The sequence below is a fragment of the Drouetiella sp. genome (assembly GCF_059504425.1).
Genome location: NZ_JCACIN010000126.1, coordinates 54,327 through 68,616, shown reverse-complemented (window position 1 = coordinate 68,616; position 14,290 = coordinate 54,327). Strand labels below are relative to the sequence as shown.

General features: G+C 50.3%; 12 protein-coding genes and 2 pseudogenes. 3 read left to right on the top strand and 11 right to left on the bottom strand.

What is annotated here, in order from left to right:
* Positions 1 to 104: 104 nt before the first annotated feature.
* From AC5JMP_RS27655 to AC5JMP_RS27625, 7 genes and pseudogenes are all read right to left on the bottom strand, one after another.
* Complete coding sequence (locus AC5JMP_RS27655) at positions 105 to 1,049, bottom strand: GDP-L-fucose synthase family protein (protein WP_495854720.1); 945 nt, start codon at positions 1,047 to 1,049, stop codon at positions 105 to 107.
* Between the two features lie 340 nt (positions 1,050 to 1,389).
* A complete protein-coding gene (gene gmd, locus AC5JMP_RS27650) occupies positions 1,390 to 2,469 on the bottom strand; it encodes a GDP-mannose 4,6-dehydratase (RefSeq protein ID WP_495854719.1) in 1,080 nt (359 codons plus the stop codon).
* 541 nt (positions 2,470 to 3,010) lie between these two features.
* Positions 3,011 to 5,098, bottom strand: coding sequence for a prolyl oligopeptidase family serine peptidase (locus AC5JMP_RS27645; protein WP_495854718.1), 2,088 nt, complete (start codon positions 5,096 to 5,098; stop codon positions 3,011 to 3,013).
* A 495-nt stretch (positions 5,099 to 5,593) separates the two neighbouring features.
* Entirely contained in the window at positions 5,594 to 6,148 is a 555-nt protein-coding gene (locus AC5JMP_RS27640; RefSeq protein ID WP_495854717.1) for a CHAP domain-containing protein, read from the bottom strand.
* Positions 6,149 to 6,351: 203 nt separating this feature from the next.
* Complete coding sequence (locus tag AC5JMP_RS27635; RefSeq protein ID WP_495854760.1) at positions 6,352 to 6,669, bottom strand: transposase family protein; 318 nt, start codon at positions 6,667 to 6,669, stop codon at positions 6,352 to 6,354.
* A 38-nt stretch (positions 6,670 to 6,707) separates the two neighbouring features.
* The gene (locus tag AC5JMP_RS27630; RefSeq protein ID WP_495853181.1) at positions 6,708 to 7,007 is read right to left on the bottom strand and encodes a hypothetical protein; all 300 of its coding nucleotides are present in this window, start codon (positions 7,005 to 7,007) and stop codon (positions 6,708 to 6,710) included.
* Between the two features lie 291 nt (positions 7,008 to 7,298).
* A pseudogene (locus AC5JMP_RS27625) lies at positions 7,299 to 8,195 on the bottom strand (IS701 family transposase); the annotation flags it as partial.
* 234 nt (positions 8,196 to 8,429) lie between these two features.
* Here AC5JMP_RS27625 and AC5JMP_RS27620 point away from each other — a divergent pair.
* The 3 genes from AC5JMP_RS27620 to AC5JMP_RS27610 all read left to right on the top strand — a co-directional run bounded on the left by AC5JMP_RS27620 (position 8,430) and on the right by AC5JMP_RS27610 (position 11,035).
* On the top strand, positions 8,430 to 8,558 hold the full coding sequence (locus tag AC5JMP_RS27620) for a hypothetical protein (protein WP_495854716.1): 129 nt from the start codon (positions 8,430 to 8,432) through the stop codon (positions 8,556 to 8,558).
* A gap of 80 nt (positions 8,559 to 8,638) precedes the next feature.
* Positions 8,639 to 9,502 carry a Tab2/Atab2 family RNA-binding protein gene (locus AC5JMP_RS27615; RefSeq protein WP_495854715.1) on the top strand — a complete coding sequence of 288 codons (864 nt, stop codon included), beginning with the start codon at positions 8,639 to 8,641 and terminating at the stop codon, positions 9,500 to 9,502.
* 195 nt (positions 9,503 to 9,697) lie between these two features.
* Positions 9,698 to 11,035, top strand: a complete 1,338-nt coding sequence (locus tag AC5JMP_RS27610) for a TldD/PmbA family protein (RefSeq protein WP_495854714.1) — start codon at positions 9,698 to 9,700, stop codon at positions 11,033 to 11,035.
* Between the two features lie 106 nt (positions 11,036 to 11,141).
* On the opposite strand, the gene AC5JMP_RS27605 is transcribed toward AC5JMP_RS27610, so the two are convergent.
* The 4 genes and pseudogenes from AC5JMP_RS27605 to rbfA form a co-directional block, all read right to left on the bottom strand.
* Positions 11,142 to 11,576 carry a 4a-hydroxytetrahydrobiopterin dehydratase gene (locus AC5JMP_RS27605; protein ID WP_495854713.1) on the bottom strand — a complete coding sequence of 145 codons (435 nt, stop codon included), beginning with the start codon at positions 11,574 to 11,576 and terminating at the stop codon, positions 11,142 to 11,144.
* Between the two features lie 158 nt (positions 11,577 to 11,734).
* A complete protein-coding gene (locus AC5JMP_RS27600) occupies positions 11,735 to 11,935 on the bottom strand; it encodes a hypothetical protein (protein WP_495854712.1) in 201 nt (66 codons plus the stop codon).
* 49 nt (positions 11,936 to 11,984) lie between these two features.
* Complete coding sequence (locus tag AC5JMP_RS27595) at positions 11,985 to 13,649, bottom strand: glycoside hydrolase family 3 N-terminal domain-containing protein (RefSeq protein ID WP_495854711.1); 1,665 nt, start codon at positions 13,647 to 13,649, stop codon at positions 11,985 to 11,987.
* 257 nt (positions 13,650 to 13,906) lie between these two features.
* Positions 13,907 to 14,266, bottom strand: a pseudogene (gene rbfA, locus AC5JMP_RS27590) (30S ribosome-binding factor RbfA); the annotation flags it as partial.
* Positions 14,267 to 14,290 lie beyond the last annotated feature (24 nt).

Genomic DNA, 14,290 nt, shown 5'->3' with positions numbered 1-14,290 from the left:
CGCTTTGCGCTTGGTTAAGTGTGGGTTATTTTTGTAGAAGCCTTGCTCCGCAAGGCTTCTACAAAAATAACTGTGGTTTATGCAATCGAAAATTGCTGTAGATCCTAAACCGCGTGTTGGCGATACCAGTCGATCGTGTTTTTCAAACCTTGCTTAAACTCTACTTCGGCAGTAAAGCCAAAGGCTTTGGCGCGTTCGGTATCTAGGCAGCGTCGGGGCTGTCCGTTAGGCTTATCTACCTCCCAAACGATTTCACCTTTGTAGCCCATCAACTCACAGATCAGCATGATCAGATCTTTGATAGAGATTTCGTAACCTGTGCCCAGGTTAACGGGTTCAGTATCGCTGTAGAGCTGAGTGCCCATAACAATGCCGCGCGCAGCATCGGTAGAATAGAGAAACTCGCGCGTAGGGCTACCATCGCCCCAAACTGGAATTTGCTTATCGCCGCGCTCCTGCGCTTCGTGAATCTTGCGAATTAATGCCGGAATTACATGGGAACTGCTAGGGTCAAAGTTATCTTCAGGGCCATAAAGATTGACAGGGAGTAGATAGATGCCGTCGAATCCGTACTGCTGTTTGTAAGCCTGAAGCTGAACGAGTAGAGCCTTCTTAGCCACACCATAGGGCGCATTTGTTTCTTCGGGATAACCGTTCCAGATATCCTCTTCCTTGAAGGGAACGGGCGTGAACTTGGGATAAGCGCAGATGGTACCCACACAGGTAAATTTCTTTACCCCTGCCTGGTAAGCTGCATGAATCAACTGCGCTCCCATCATTAAGTTGTCGTAAAATAGCTCAGCAGGTTTGACCTGGTTTAAGCCAATGCCGCCCACATGAGCCGCTAAGTGAATCACAATATCTTGCTGATCGACAGCACGCTGGCAAGCTTCCATGGTGCAAAGATCATAGTCGTGCGATCGCGGTACCGTAATCTTGTCTGGATCTGCTCCCGCCTTACAAAGCTGATCGACAACCTGCCGACCCAAAAAACCAGCTCCCCCCGTAACCAAGATACGCTGATTACCGAACTCTAAAGGTGTTGACATAGGTTTAGCTATTAAGTGAACTTGCTCAGAAATGAGAAATATCAAGTCATGCATGATTCAGCATGAAGCTTCAGCTGTGCATTTAAGCACACTCAAAATTGCGAAATGTTGGAACCTAGCAACAATTATTTACTCTGGTCACGCTTACCGTAAGTCTATTGTTCAATAGGCTTACAAACTCTAAACAATAATCAGAGTTAGGAATCATTGAAGATGCGATTGAGTATGTAATTAAGCCATTAGGGCTAATATTCTGAAACCGCTTTTTTGAAAGACGCGCTGCGCGTCTTTCAAAAAAAACAACGGCAAAATACAGCCCAGATACTCAATCTATCTTCTTCTACATGCTAAATTGACCCAGGCTCTCACGAACGGTAGCATTATCAAACACAGGCTGCACCGTGTGACCATTTAAAGGGACTAAACCCAACGCCTTCAAGTCGGCTTCTACCATGAGATTAACCAACTGCTCAAAGGTGACGGAAGGTTCCCAACCCAGCTTTTGCTTCGCCTTAGCCGGATCACCAATCAGCAATTCCACCTCTGCCGGACGCAGATAGCGCTCGTCAAACTCTACGTAGTCATGCCAGTCGAGATTGACATAGCCAAAAGCGATATCCAGAAATTCCTTAATGGAGTGCGTTTCGCCCGTTGCCACCACGTAATCATCGGGCTGCTCTTGCTGAAGCATTAGCCACATGGCGCGAACGTAATCCTTGGCATAGCCCCAGTCCCGCTTGGCATCCAGGTTGCCCATGTAGATCTTCTTCTGCTTACCCGCAACGATCCGCGCGATCGCCCGCGTGATTTTGCGGGTGACAAAAGTTTCTCCTCGACGGGGCGATTCGTGATTAAACAAAATGCCGTTGCAGGCAAACAGCTTGTAGGATTCACGATAGTTCACCGTCTGCCAGTGCGCATACACCTTGGCGCAGGCATAAGGGCTACGAGGATAGAAAGGCGTGTTTTCCCGTTGAGGAACCTCCTGAACCAAGCCATACATTTCTGAGGAACCCGCCTGATAGAAACGCACCTCTATTCCGGTTCGTTGCTGATAGTCACGAATGGCTTCCAAGAGCCGTAGGGTTCCCATTCCGACGGTATCTACCGTGTATTCAGGTGAATCAAAGCTGACTCGAACATGGGACTGAGCGCCCAAATTATAGATTTCTACAGGCTGAATTTCCTCAATAATACGACGCAGGGTTGTACCATCGGTGAGATCGCCATAGTGTAAAAACAAACGAGCTGCTTCATCATGGGGATCGTCATAGATGTGATCAATCCGATCGGTATTAAAGGTGGAAGTACGACGAATAATGCCATGAACTTCGTACCCTTTCTCAAGCAATAGCTCGCTCAAGTAGGAGCCATCTTGACCTGTAATTCCGGTAATTAAGGCACGTTTTTTTTCTGTCATGCTGAGTTCCTTAGAAGTTAGAGATTATTGAGAATACAGAAAACTTAGATTTGGGCGTGATTTCTGGACGTGGTCTAGAGGGCGTGGTTTAGACAGATGGTACTGTCTGCCCAATTGATATTTTGCCATCTTGAGCGGTGAACCACGAACTGTCGAACCTTTTTCAGTCGCCGAATTATACAACAGACTTTATCTCTCCATAAAGCTCCGCCTCAGTGATCCTACTCAACACGAATCTGCTGGTCTGATGCAAAAATCATTTCAAGCCCAGCTTTCGAGAAGCTACAAAGCTTCAGAGTCGAGAGGATTAACGAATTCATCTGGGCTTCGAGTCATTTTCGAGTCATTTTCGAGTCATTATTTAAGTATTGACCCGATCGAAATCTCGCATATTGCGTATATTCGGTAGACTGCACGACAAATCAGGGACACCTCTGCAAATTTCTTCACCAACTTAACAGAAAGTTAAGGATAAAGCCTGAGAAGATTTTGCGAGAGATCAGGTGTAAATCATGTGAGGTTCGTGAAGAGTGTCTTTAACCTACTCTTCGATCGCCAGAATTTGCGCCAAAAACGCCCAGCGATCGGTGACTTCCTCAATGACTTTGGCGGTAGGCTTTCCGGCTCCATGTCCGGCTTTGGTCTCAATCCGAATGAGCACAGGAGCCGTTCCTGCATGGGCAGATTGCAGCGCGGCAGCAAACTTGAAGCTATGGGCAGGCACAACGCGATCGTCATGATCCGCAGTAGTGATCAGCGTAGCGGGATAGGTCGTACCGGGTTTAAGGTTGTGCAGGGGCGAATAGGCATAGAGAGCCGGAAACTCCTCCGCGTTTTCCGCAGAGCCATATTCTGCACACCAAGCCCAGCCGATCGTAAATTTATGAAACCGCAGCATGTCCATAACCCCAACTGCTGGCAGGGCTGCCGCAAACAAATCGGGGCGCTGAGTCATGCAGGCTCCCACCAGCAAGCCACCATTGCTGCCTCCAGCGATCGCCAGTTTCTGAGGCGAGGTGTATTGCTGGGCAATCAGCCACTCTGCTGCCGCAATAAAGTCATCAAACACATTCTGCTTATTTAACTTCATACCTGCCTGATGCCACTCTTGACCATATTCGTCGCCGCCGCGCAGATTCGCCATCACATACACACCACCCATCTCCATCCAGACGATATTGCTGGGGGCGAAGGAGGGGGTGAGTGAAACGTTGAAGCCGCCATAGCCATAGAGATAAGTGGGGTTTTTGCCGTCCAGCTTTAGCCCTTTTTTGTGGGTAATAAACATGGGCACCTGCGTTCCATCTTTGCTGGCGTAGAAAACCTGCCGGGTCTCATAGTCATCCGGATCAAAAGATACTTGGGGCTGGCGAAACAGCGTGCTTTCATCGGTCAGCAAGTTGTAGCGATAGATGGTGGTTGGCGCAGTAAAACTGGTGAAACTATAGAAAGTTTCAGTGTCATCCTGCTTACCGCCAAAGCCACCAACCGAGCCGAGTCCCGGTAAGGCAACCTCACGGACAAAAGCGCCATCCAGATTAAAAATCTTGACCTGGGTGTGGGCATCTTTGAGATAGGATGCGACAAATTGGTGGTTGAGTATCCCAATACCTTCTAGCGTTTCTGCGCTCTGAGGAATCAGTTCACGCCAGTCGGATTTTTGGGGAGCGGAGAGATCGATCGCGATAATTCGACGGCGCGGCGCATCTAAATCTGTCTGTACCCAAAAAGTTTCGCCTTCGTTGCCAATGAAGCTATAGCTTGCTTCAAAATTGCTGACTAGCTCAATGACTGGGCTATTGGGATTCGCTAAATCTTTATAAAACAGCAAGTTTTTAGAATCCGTACCTTTCCAGACCGAGATAATCAGAAACCGCCCATCTTCGCTAACAAAGCCGCCAAAGCCCCACTCTTTTTGATCGGGGCGATCGTAGATCAGCACATCTTCTGACTGAGGCGTACCGAGCCGATGATAGTAAAGCTTTTGATAGTAGTTGACGGCTTCTAGCTTCGCAGATTCATCTGGCTCGTCATAGCGAGAGTAGAAAAATCCTAAAGAGTCGTGCGTCCAAGATGCGCCAGAGAATTTCACCCACTTCAGATGATCGGGCAGGTCTTCGCCTGTTTCGATATCCCGTACCTTCCACTCTCGCCAGTCCGAACCCGAAGCCGACAGTCCGTAAGCCATCAGTCTGGCATCTTCGCTAATGGATAATCCGGCAAGCGCGATCGTCCCATCTGCTGAGAGCAGGTTGGGGTCAAGCAAAACTCTTGGCTCGGCATCTAGACTGGGCAGCGTGTAGAGAACGCTCTGATTTTGCAAGCCGTCATTTTTGAAGTAAAAATAGCGATCGCCCCCGTTTTGAGAATTGCCTTGCTTAAATGGCGTACCGAATTTCTCATAGTTCCAGAGCTGGGTGATCCGCTGCTTCAGGCGTTCTCGAATCGGGCTTTGCTCTAGGTAGGCAAACGTCACCTGATTTTGAGCCTCAATCCAGGCTTGAGTTTCGCTAGATTGGGCATCTTCTAGCCAACGGTAAGGGTCAGCAACGGACGTACCGTGGTAGTCGTCCACTTGGTCGAGCAAATGCGCTGCGGGATAGGAAAAGGAGGGGCGATCGGGAGACATGGGCAACCTGTTAAGCAACATCTACCAATGTATACGCAGACGTAGGAGAAGAGGTTGCTCAATAGGCTAATTGGATGTGCGATCGCCATCTCTCCAGTCCCACAGCGCTGTGGGCTTGAGTCTACTTAGATTTCTTGCAGGGTGCTCTTGAGGTGTGGTCAAGAGTGTCACTGAGTGATGGCTTGGTTGTGGAGCAGACGATGTTGTAGAGCAGACGATCGCATTGATATGACAATCAATCAATTGGTTATCTTAAAAAGGAGGAACATTTGATTAGCAAATCTTTGCACGTAGAATTAGAGATTTATCTCGCGTACCTCATATTGGAACATTTGAGAGAACATCGCTATTGTCAAGGTTACCAGAAATGAAATCACCACTATACTCATTTGTGGATACTGCCTAATTCATCTTTCTAGGATGGCTCAAGTTCAGATTATTCAGGTGTGATTGCTGGAGCTACGGTCTGAACTCAGGTAAGGTAAATGAGCGTTTTTAGAATCTGCTCAACCGAATGTAACCATTGATATGCTCGTCAAAAGGTCGATAAAATATTCCCGTCTTGTTCCTAAAATTGCCTTCGGCTGTAGCGATTCCCTCTGGTTCAATACCCACCACAACCCCGATATGGTCTAGATCTACATTCTCAAGCAACCGATCGAACAGCACAATGTCACCCGGTGCTGGTTTGGCACTAACCCCGTTAGCTGCGTGATAAAACTGATTTTCGGGCAAGTTAGCCCAATCGTACCAAACACGCACAACTCCCAAGGTTGAACGGTGAGATTCTGTAGGTTTTACAGGAAATGAAAATCCTGCTTGGAGACAGCAGTAGTAAACAAATGCACAACACCAGTCGAATCCAATAGTTTTGTCAGAATATTTTGCCGTGCGATCGATTTTATTAAAAGCATCTCGAAATGTGCTGAGGTACTTCTCAATTTCCAACCCTGCTTTGTTCTCGTTTCCCCGCCGTTCTAGTTCTCCCTCTCGAAGCGCAACCTTAGCCAGTAAGACTCGCTTCTCTTCATACAGCAATTTCAATTGCATAAACCACAGTTATTTTTGTAGAAGCCGCGCGGAGCGCGGCTTCTACAAAAATAACCCATACTTCGTTAAGCGCAAACCGCTGTAACCTTGCGTCATTAGTGTCCGAGTGGCAGTTCCACGATATTGTTTGGCAAGTCTTTCAATAGAGTTGTTGGGAAACAAAAGCAGCTTTGGGACGAGGTTTTCCAATTTCCCTGGCCAATTTATGCTGCATCCAGATACAAGTTCCACAAACTAGCCGCATTTAGCATTAAGCGATTATCGAAATCAGGCACACGATTACGGTATATATCCGTAACCGAACGATAACGCTTGATGCCCGCATGGGCATGTTCACACTTAACCCGTTGACGACTGAACTCGCGGTTCTCCTGCTTCTGTTGTTCGCTTAATTCCTTCCCCTTGGGTTTCTTGTGCGGCAAATGAACGTTATTAAACTCATTCTGTAATCCTTGAAATCCTAAATCTCCTTCTATGGCGACTTCATCGGGAATGTTGCCAACTAAGTCTTCTTCGTCCAGTTGTCGTTTGTCATGAATTTTGCCCCCTCTCGCCTTCGTCAGGAGGATGACTCGCTTTTTCGCGTACTGCCTGTGATGTGCTTACGGGTATGCCGTTTCTTTTTGCCAGAGTAATGCTCCTTTTGTTTGTCGGAGTCTTTGGGGCGCTGCACTGGACGCTCCGTCCCATCGAAAATCACTTCTTTCACCTCTGGAAAGTGTTCTAGAAATTCCTCCATGCTCCGCACCTTGCGCTCTGGTAGTGCCTGTTTGACTCCTAAAGCCTGCTCAAAAACGGGGAGCAGACCATGAACCCAGTCCCATGCACAGGAACAGTCAAAGCCAAACAACACACTCATTAAGTCGAAGGTAGGATAGCATTTGCAGTACAACAAAATGTAAAACAACTTGTCGCAACGGGTTCGTAAGGTTGCTTTTCGCCCCCTCCAGGTGCCCGTTGACGTTCTACATCGGGTTTCATCTGACTTTGCCGATACACTTCACTAAAACTGGGCAAGAGGTTCTCAAATGCTTTGCGATTGAGTCCTGTCATTGCCCGCAGCAGGCGGTCATCCCGGAGAATGCGTTCTAAGTTCAGCAGGGGTAGAGCATCATTGCAACTGCCGACTATTATCCCTTATTTCCCAACAGGTGTACTGCGTGCTTACGCTCAAAATGATGTTGCCGCTAAGGTTGCTCATAACAAACCAGCTATCTGTTTTATCGGGTTCATCGGTGCTGCCTTTGGTAATTTGGTAGTAGCGCACAGCCCGATGAGTGCCAAAGATGATCTCGCGGATGTAGCGCCGTTGAGTCAGGTGTTCAGCCAGCGGTTGGTCATAAGCTTGCCAACGGTTGGAGCGGACTCGCTGTCCGTTAGGCATGAGCACCCCATGGTTGGAGCGAATCGCCACGATGTACGGTAGTTTGAGTTGGTGGAGAACCTCTATGAAACTGCCGCTTTCGCCATACAAGCTGTCGGCTAACACCCGCTCAATCACAAAGCCCATCGCTTGAATTGCTCGAATCATCTCAACGGCGATCTGAGGTTTCGATTGGTACTCATCTCCTGCTTTCAATCGGGACTTGGGTTTGTAGATCTTGAACATTAAGGGATAGGTGATGCCCTCCACCACAGCATAGGCATTGACGCTGACGACTCCATTGGCGGTTTTACCGAGATTGCCAATGTACTGTTTTGCCACATAGTCGGTCGCTTCCCCCTTCTTCACGTCTCCGGTTTCATCCAGGCACAAACTAATCGCTCGAACCCCAATCTGCACTTGAATCAGGTGCAAGCGAATCGCTCTGAGTTGTTTGACATCCCACATTGCGTCGCGCAAAAAGTGATGGAGACTCTGCCCGTCTTTGAGTCCAGTCAGTTTGGCGATCTCCGGCAGCGTTTTGCGCGGCAGGGGACTGATAATGCCGACATGCAGCCATTTGAAACACTCATACAGGCGCACATCTTCAAACACCGATCGATACAGCAGACAATAATCGTCCATGTAACCAACTGTGGCGATCGACGGGCGTAACGCGATCATTTTCTCAAGGTAAACTCTACTCCCTTCCGTCTACTTTACTTTCCCAAAGGTAACAAAAGAGGAAATATAGGAATCAAATTTGATTTCTGAAAAGTTTCTGGAACCGGATCTCTGTATGGCTCAGGCTTCAGACTCAGCATACCTAGAAGAGATCAAACCGGATTGCTATGGTGTCTTTCTATTTGGATGCACATTTTGCGCTCTAGATTGCAATTCGCGATCTCAACATGCTAGATGACAACCCGCCAAGAGCATCGCCGTCACCCGTTATCTGCATTATCAGTTAATAAGAGCGATCGCACTGCCCTACTGCCAGGGCTAGAGCTTCTGAAAAGGCAGGTATTCATCCACTGGCGGCTATGACTTTTCTGGAGATTGCTTCTGGGGTTGACCTTAGAATGTCAAGATGGAGAGGTTAGAGCGCCACTCATCAGAACTTGACTATGACAACGATTTGGGAGTTAGATTTTTACTCACGCCCTGTATTGGACGACAACCAGAAAAAGCTTTGGGAAGTGCTGATCTGCGAGAGTCCGGCAGACGTAAAAACGCGATCGACCGATCTGTTTCGCTACTCCCAGTTTTTCCGCAACACCGAGGTAAATTCTGTTTCGCTGCGATCGGCATTGAAAACCGCTCTGGAACAGGCTCCTAAGCCACCGGATAAAGTTCGCTTCTTTCGTCGGCAGATGAATAATATGATCACCAAAGCCTGTGAAGATGCAGGCATTCCGGCAGCCTCCAGTCGGCGGACTCTGGCACTGAACCAGTGGATTGAGGAGCGATCGCAAACCTACTACCCCACCTTGCCCAATTATCAGCCAGGAAGCAATATTTCTGTCACGATGCCCGCCATGCCCGCTAAGGCTTTGCCGGATGCCCTGATTGGCGAGAAGTGGACATTTGTCACCTTAGAAGCCAGCGCCTTCGACGAAATGACTGATTGGGAGATCGGCTTTAGCGAATCTTTTCCGCCTGCCATGTTTGGAGTCAGCCCCGACACTCCGATTCCAGGCGTGATTATCTACTCTTCGCGATCGCTGCCCCTAGCCGCCTGGATGTCAGGTCTGGAGCTTGCCTGTGTGCGATACAGCAGCGAATCGCCGACTCAGCTGGTTCTAGAAACAGGCGCAAACGAAGGCTGGATTTTGGCAAATTTGCCTACCTCGCCGCTGCAATCCGAAGCCCAAAGTTTTGAAATGACCAAGCAGAAAGCCAACCGAATTCACTTCGTGGCGGTGCAGTCCGATGCCAACTCGGAAGCTTTTGCCGGATTTTGGATGATGCAGGAATTGAACCTAGCCTAATGTCCCCTGATCCCAGAAGATAATTAGAGGGCATTGCTTAATCTGGGGATAAATTTTGGAAAGAGGCACTTAGCGCCTCTTTCCAAAAAAATTATTCCTGAAATCAGCAACGTCAATTAGAGAACTTGCTGGGCTGTGCCTTCTTCAAAGCTGCATCACAGACATAGCCTTCTCAGCCCCATCGATAGATCTCGTATGAGTTTTGATAGCCCGATCGACCCTTTGCTGACCTCTGTTCTGCCCGATGAAAGATCAGCAGAACAATTGCTAGAACTAGCGCTGCGATCGGGTGCCGAAGCTGCCGAAGTCTTTCAGTCTAGTTCGCTGTCTCGCCCCGTTTTTTTTGAAACCAATCGGCTGAAGCAGTTGGAAAGCTCACAGGCTGAGGGAATTGCGCTGCGGCTGTGGCGAGATGGACGACCCGGATTAGCCGTTGCCTATGGGACAGTAGAGCCGCAGGCGTTGGTAGATCGGGCGATCGCCATTAGTCAGCTCAACGAACCCGAAGCTCTAGAACTCACCCCTGCTGCCAGAACCCACTATCCCGATTTGGGAACGGCGGTCGCAGTCGATCAGCTTGTGGCATGGGGGCGAGAAGCGATCGCGCTGGTTCGTCAAGCCTATCCTGAGGTGCTGTGTAATGCGGAGTGGGAGTGCGATGCAGAAGCGACGCGGCTCATTAATTCCCTAGGGCTAGACTGCGGCTACACCGATACGACCCTAAGCTGCTACCTATCGGCAGAGTGGGTGCGCGGCGACGACTTTCTTTGTATTGCAGATGGGCAGACAAGGCGCACTCACCTCGACCCGATCGCCCTAGCGCAAGAGATTATTCAGCACCTCAACTGGGCACAGAAAAATGTTGCCCCCCCCAAGGGTCGCGTCCCTATTTTGTTTACCTCTAAAGCAGCCGATATGCTGTGGAGTACCGTCCAGGCGGCGCTGAACGGCAAGCAGGTGATTGAGCGAGCTTCGCCCTGGAGCGATCGTCTGGGAGAACCCGTCACCTCACCAATCGTTACCCTGTCACAGCAACCCGATTCAGGTCCTTTTAGCTGTCCCTTTGATGATGAAGGGACCCCGACTCAGCCCATTACCTTCATTAAAGACGGCGTGCTGCAATTGTTTTATACAGACCGGACGATCGGCAGGGCTTTGGGCAGCGGCACTACGGGCAACGGCTTTCGTCCTGGCTTGGGCAGCTACCCGACGCCGGGACTGTTCAATCTCGTCATTCAGCCGGGAGTGAAGCCCTTTTCAGAGATGATTGCGACTCTGGGACGCGGCATCATTATCGACCAGATGCTGGGCGGCGGCGCAGGGATTTCAGGCGATTTCTCGGTGAACGTAGAGCTGGGCTACCGGGTTGAAAAGGGCGCAATTGTGGGACGCGTCAAAGACACAATGGTATCTGGCAACGTCTATCAGGCTCTAAAGCACCTCACCGAGCTGGGCGACGATGCCGACTGGAATGGCTCTTGCTATACTCCTTCGGCGATCGTCGAAGGCTTATCCACGACAGGACGCAGCTAAAGGACACCCAGGTGTGTTTTGAATGTGGTGTTGATTTTTTTGAAAGGGGCGCTTCGTGACCCTTTCAAAAAATCAACAGGCCTAGAGCATTACTGGACACCCAAAGCTACTTTGCCAGCTCGTCCATTTTTTTCGCCAGAGTCACATCTAGAGCAGAAATGCCGTTGGCGTCATGGGTCGTGAGGTCAACGGTGACGCGGTTGTAGACATTGAACCACTCAGGGTGATGATTCATTGACTCGGCAACCAGTGCGGCGCTCGACATAAAGCCAAAAGCCTCTACAAAAGACTTGAACTGAAACTGGCGGTGTAGCTTCTCATTTTGCAGCGTCCAGCCTTCGAGCTGGCTGAGGGCGGCAGTGAGTTCAGAGGCAGAGAGCTTGGTTGGGGCAGCCATAGGAGATATTTGGGAAATTAGGTTGGAGGGCATCGGGTCGGGAGTGCTGAAACTCGGCTGGCTGAGGGTTAATCCCCAAATCACTAGACCTGATGCTAGGGTAACAGCGATCGCCCTAGACAGGCTTTGCTTAAATCGAAACAAAAGTTTTCTCAATAACACTCAGGTAAACCTCTTTCAAATTAAAGTTTTTAGACTGGGTTCGTCGGATACTCCGCTCCTACCGACTTTAGCTAAACCTAACTCGTGGGGTAGCTGCTTAAATAAGGATCGCGGTTAGAGGTCACTGTTAGAGGTCACAGTTAGAGATCACGGTTAGATGGGGAACAGGTTTCCTGAGCAACCCAAGTCCAGGTTTGCCAATTCAGAACATAGCATCCTGACCCCGAAGGCAGCCAACGAGAAAGCGCCACACAGCCGCCGATCGTTCCTAACCCAATTAATAGCAAAACTACAGGGTAAGAACGTTTGTGCGGTTGATTAGGTGGGGAGTCATTTGCCAAGCTTGTCCTCAGTTTGTCAGCCGTCTGTCAACTAGCTTAATCAATAGGCTCAGTCTGTAAACATACGATCGCTTGCCAGTGTTTCTCTGTTCAATGTCTCCACTGTAGCTTGACCAAACAGCGCGCCAAGAGCGATCGTCTGGGCGGCTGGCATTTGCCCATAGGTAAAGACGTAGGGAACATCTGGCGGTAGGCGAGGCACGATCGCCTCCAGCACATAGGGGCTGCCATACAAAACTAAAGCCTGGAGCTGCTCGGTTTCGATCAGGAAATAAAGCCAGTTTTGGGCGATCGGCGTGAGTCCGGCTGTGCCTCGGAAGGGATTGCTGCGAACAAAGAGCTGTACTAAAGTCGGCTGGAAGGTATCCACCTCAGCCGAGAGCAGCATGGTGGGCGTGTAGCGATCGACAATTTGTAGCCCGTACCCTCGCTCCATGGGTAGGGCAATGGCAGGCGATTGGCGAGGCAAGAATGCGCTGTTGAGCGCATCGTCTAGCAAGATTAGGTTGTGTCGCCGTTTAGGGATGGCAGTCTCCTCTAGGCGCGATCGCTCTGGGAAATGCACCCGCGTCGAGTCTTTGAGGATATTGCTGGCTGTGGCGATCGCCTCCGGCTGTGCCAACTGCCCCAGCTGGATCGGCAGAGCTTGCACCTGAGAACCGCCCGATGGAGTGCAGACCTTTTGCTTAGCTTGCCAGATGCGCTCTAGAGAGGCATGAATTCGCTCTGGGGCAATTCTTCCAGTTTCTACGGCGGCACAGATAGCTTGAATCGCGCCCACGAGATCAACAGGCATCATCAGCACATCGGCTCCTGCCTCGATCGCCAAGACGGGAGCTTCATTTGCGCCGTACTGCCGGGTGATTGCGCCCATGACTAGCGCATCGGTGACAATTAAGCCCGTAAATCCCATCCGCTGACGCAGTTCTTCGGCAACAGCTGCCGAGAAAGTAGCAGGGCGATCGTCTAGGCTCGGAACTTGCAGATGAGCGGTCATGATGGCATCCACGCCTTGAGCGATCGCCGCTTCAAAGGGCGGAAACTCAATCTGGGCAAGGCGCGACCGATTGTGAAGAATCAGCGGTAGATCGATATGAGAATCGATCGTCGTATCGCCATGTCCTGGAAAATGTTTAGCAGCAGTCAGCACCAAATGCTGCTGTGCCCCGCGAATAAAAGCCGCAGTTAGCTGACTGACGACCTCTGGCGTTTCACCCCAAGCCCGCAGATTGATCACCGGATTAGCCGGGTTGTTGTTAACATCCACAACTGGAGCCAGTAGCCAGTTAATGCCGAGCGCCACCGCCTCTTGTGCCGTAATTTTGCCAATTTGCTCAGCGTAGGCGATCGCCTGATTCAGGTTAGTTTGAGCGATCGCCCCTAGCGCCAGCGGCGGCGGAAACCAGGTCGCCCCAGCAAAGCGTTGTCCTACGCCTTCTTCAATATCGGCAGCAATCAGGAGAGGCACCTTTGCCCAGCTTTGAAGCTGCTGCGATCGTAGCCCCACCTCGGCAGCGCTACCGCCCAGCAAAATTACGCCCCCTACGCCATGCTGCACCCACTCTTGCAGCATGGCGGCAGGAGGCTCCCAATCTGGATACTGAATTTGGGCGTCAAACAGGTGTCCGGATGCGCGGACTACGATCATTTGAGCGACTTGCTCGGCTAGCGAGAGCGTTTTCCAGTCAGAGTGGGGCGCGTTGGCGAGGATCATGTTGAGCTAGGATCACGTTGGGCTGAGATCGCAAGGGCAAGAGAGTTGAAGCGAATCTATTTCTCTTGGGCACTGACGAAATTGTCATCTTCCAAGTCATCGTCCAGGTCATTCTCTTCCAAGTCATCCTCTAGGTCGTCATTCTCCAAGCCATCCTCTATGTCGTCGTCTAGATCATCTTCTAGATCGTCATCCTCTAGAGCCGCGCTTTCTGATTTGCTAGCCACTTCCCAGCGATCGCCCTCTGACTCAGGAATGTCTTTGCGCTCTCGGCTGAGCTGATTGATGAGCGAAAGAACTTTGGTGCCGCGATCGAAAGAAATATCTTCAATGAAAACTACTTCCGGGGTGCGGCGTAGGCGAATGCGCTGTCCTAACTCGCTTCGCACAAAGCCCGTTGCCGATTTTAGCCCCGCCATTGCCGATGCTTTGGCTTCGGGGGTGCCATAGATACTGACAAAAATCTTAGCATGTTGCAGATCTCCTGCCACCTGAACATCTGTGACGCTGACGATCCCCATGCCCACGCGATCGTCTTTAATGCCGGAAAACAGTAGCTGTCCGACCTCCCGCTTAATTGACTCCGCCACACGCGCAACCCGACGATCCGTAGCCATAGTTTCTCTCCATCATGTGTCTGG

Bases quoted from the DNA above. Each gene is read 5' to 3' on its own strand.
- AC5JMP_RS27655 (WP_495854720.1), bottom strand. From the start codon at position 1,049: ATGTCAACACCTTTAGAGTTCGGTAATCAGCGTATCTTGGTTACGGGG.
- gmd (WP_495854719.1), bottom strand. From the start codon at position 2,469: ATGACAGAAAAAAAACGTGCCTTAATTACCGGAATTACAGGTCAAGAT.
- AC5JMP_RS27645 (WP_495854718.1), bottom strand. From the start codon at position 5,098: ATGTCTCCCGATCGCCCCTCCTTTTCCTATCCCGCAGCGCATTTGCTC.
- AC5JMP_RS27640 (WP_495854717.1), bottom strand. From the start codon at position 6,148: ATGCAATTGAAATTGCTGTATGAAGAGAAGCGAGTCTTACTGGCTAAG.
- AC5JMP_RS27630 (WP_495853181.1), bottom strand. From the start codon at position 7,007: ATGAGTGTGTTGTTTGGCTTTGACTGTTCCTGTGCATGGGACTGGGTT.
- AC5JMP_RS27620 (WP_495854716.1), top strand. From the start codon at position 8,430: ATGACAACCCGCCAAGAGCATCGCCGTCACCCGTTATCTGCATTATCA.
- AC5JMP_RS27615 (WP_495854715.1), top strand. From the start codon at position 8,639: ATGACAACGATTTGGGAGTTAGATTTTTACTCACGCCCTGTATTGGAC.
- AC5JMP_RS27610 (WP_495854714.1), top strand. From the start codon at position 9,698: ATGAGTTTTGATAGCCCGATCGACCCTTTGCTGACCTCTGTTCTGCCC.
- AC5JMP_RS27595 (WP_495854711.1), bottom strand. From the start codon at position 13,649: ATGATCCTCGCCAACGCGCCCCACTCTGACTGGAAAACGCTCTCGCTA.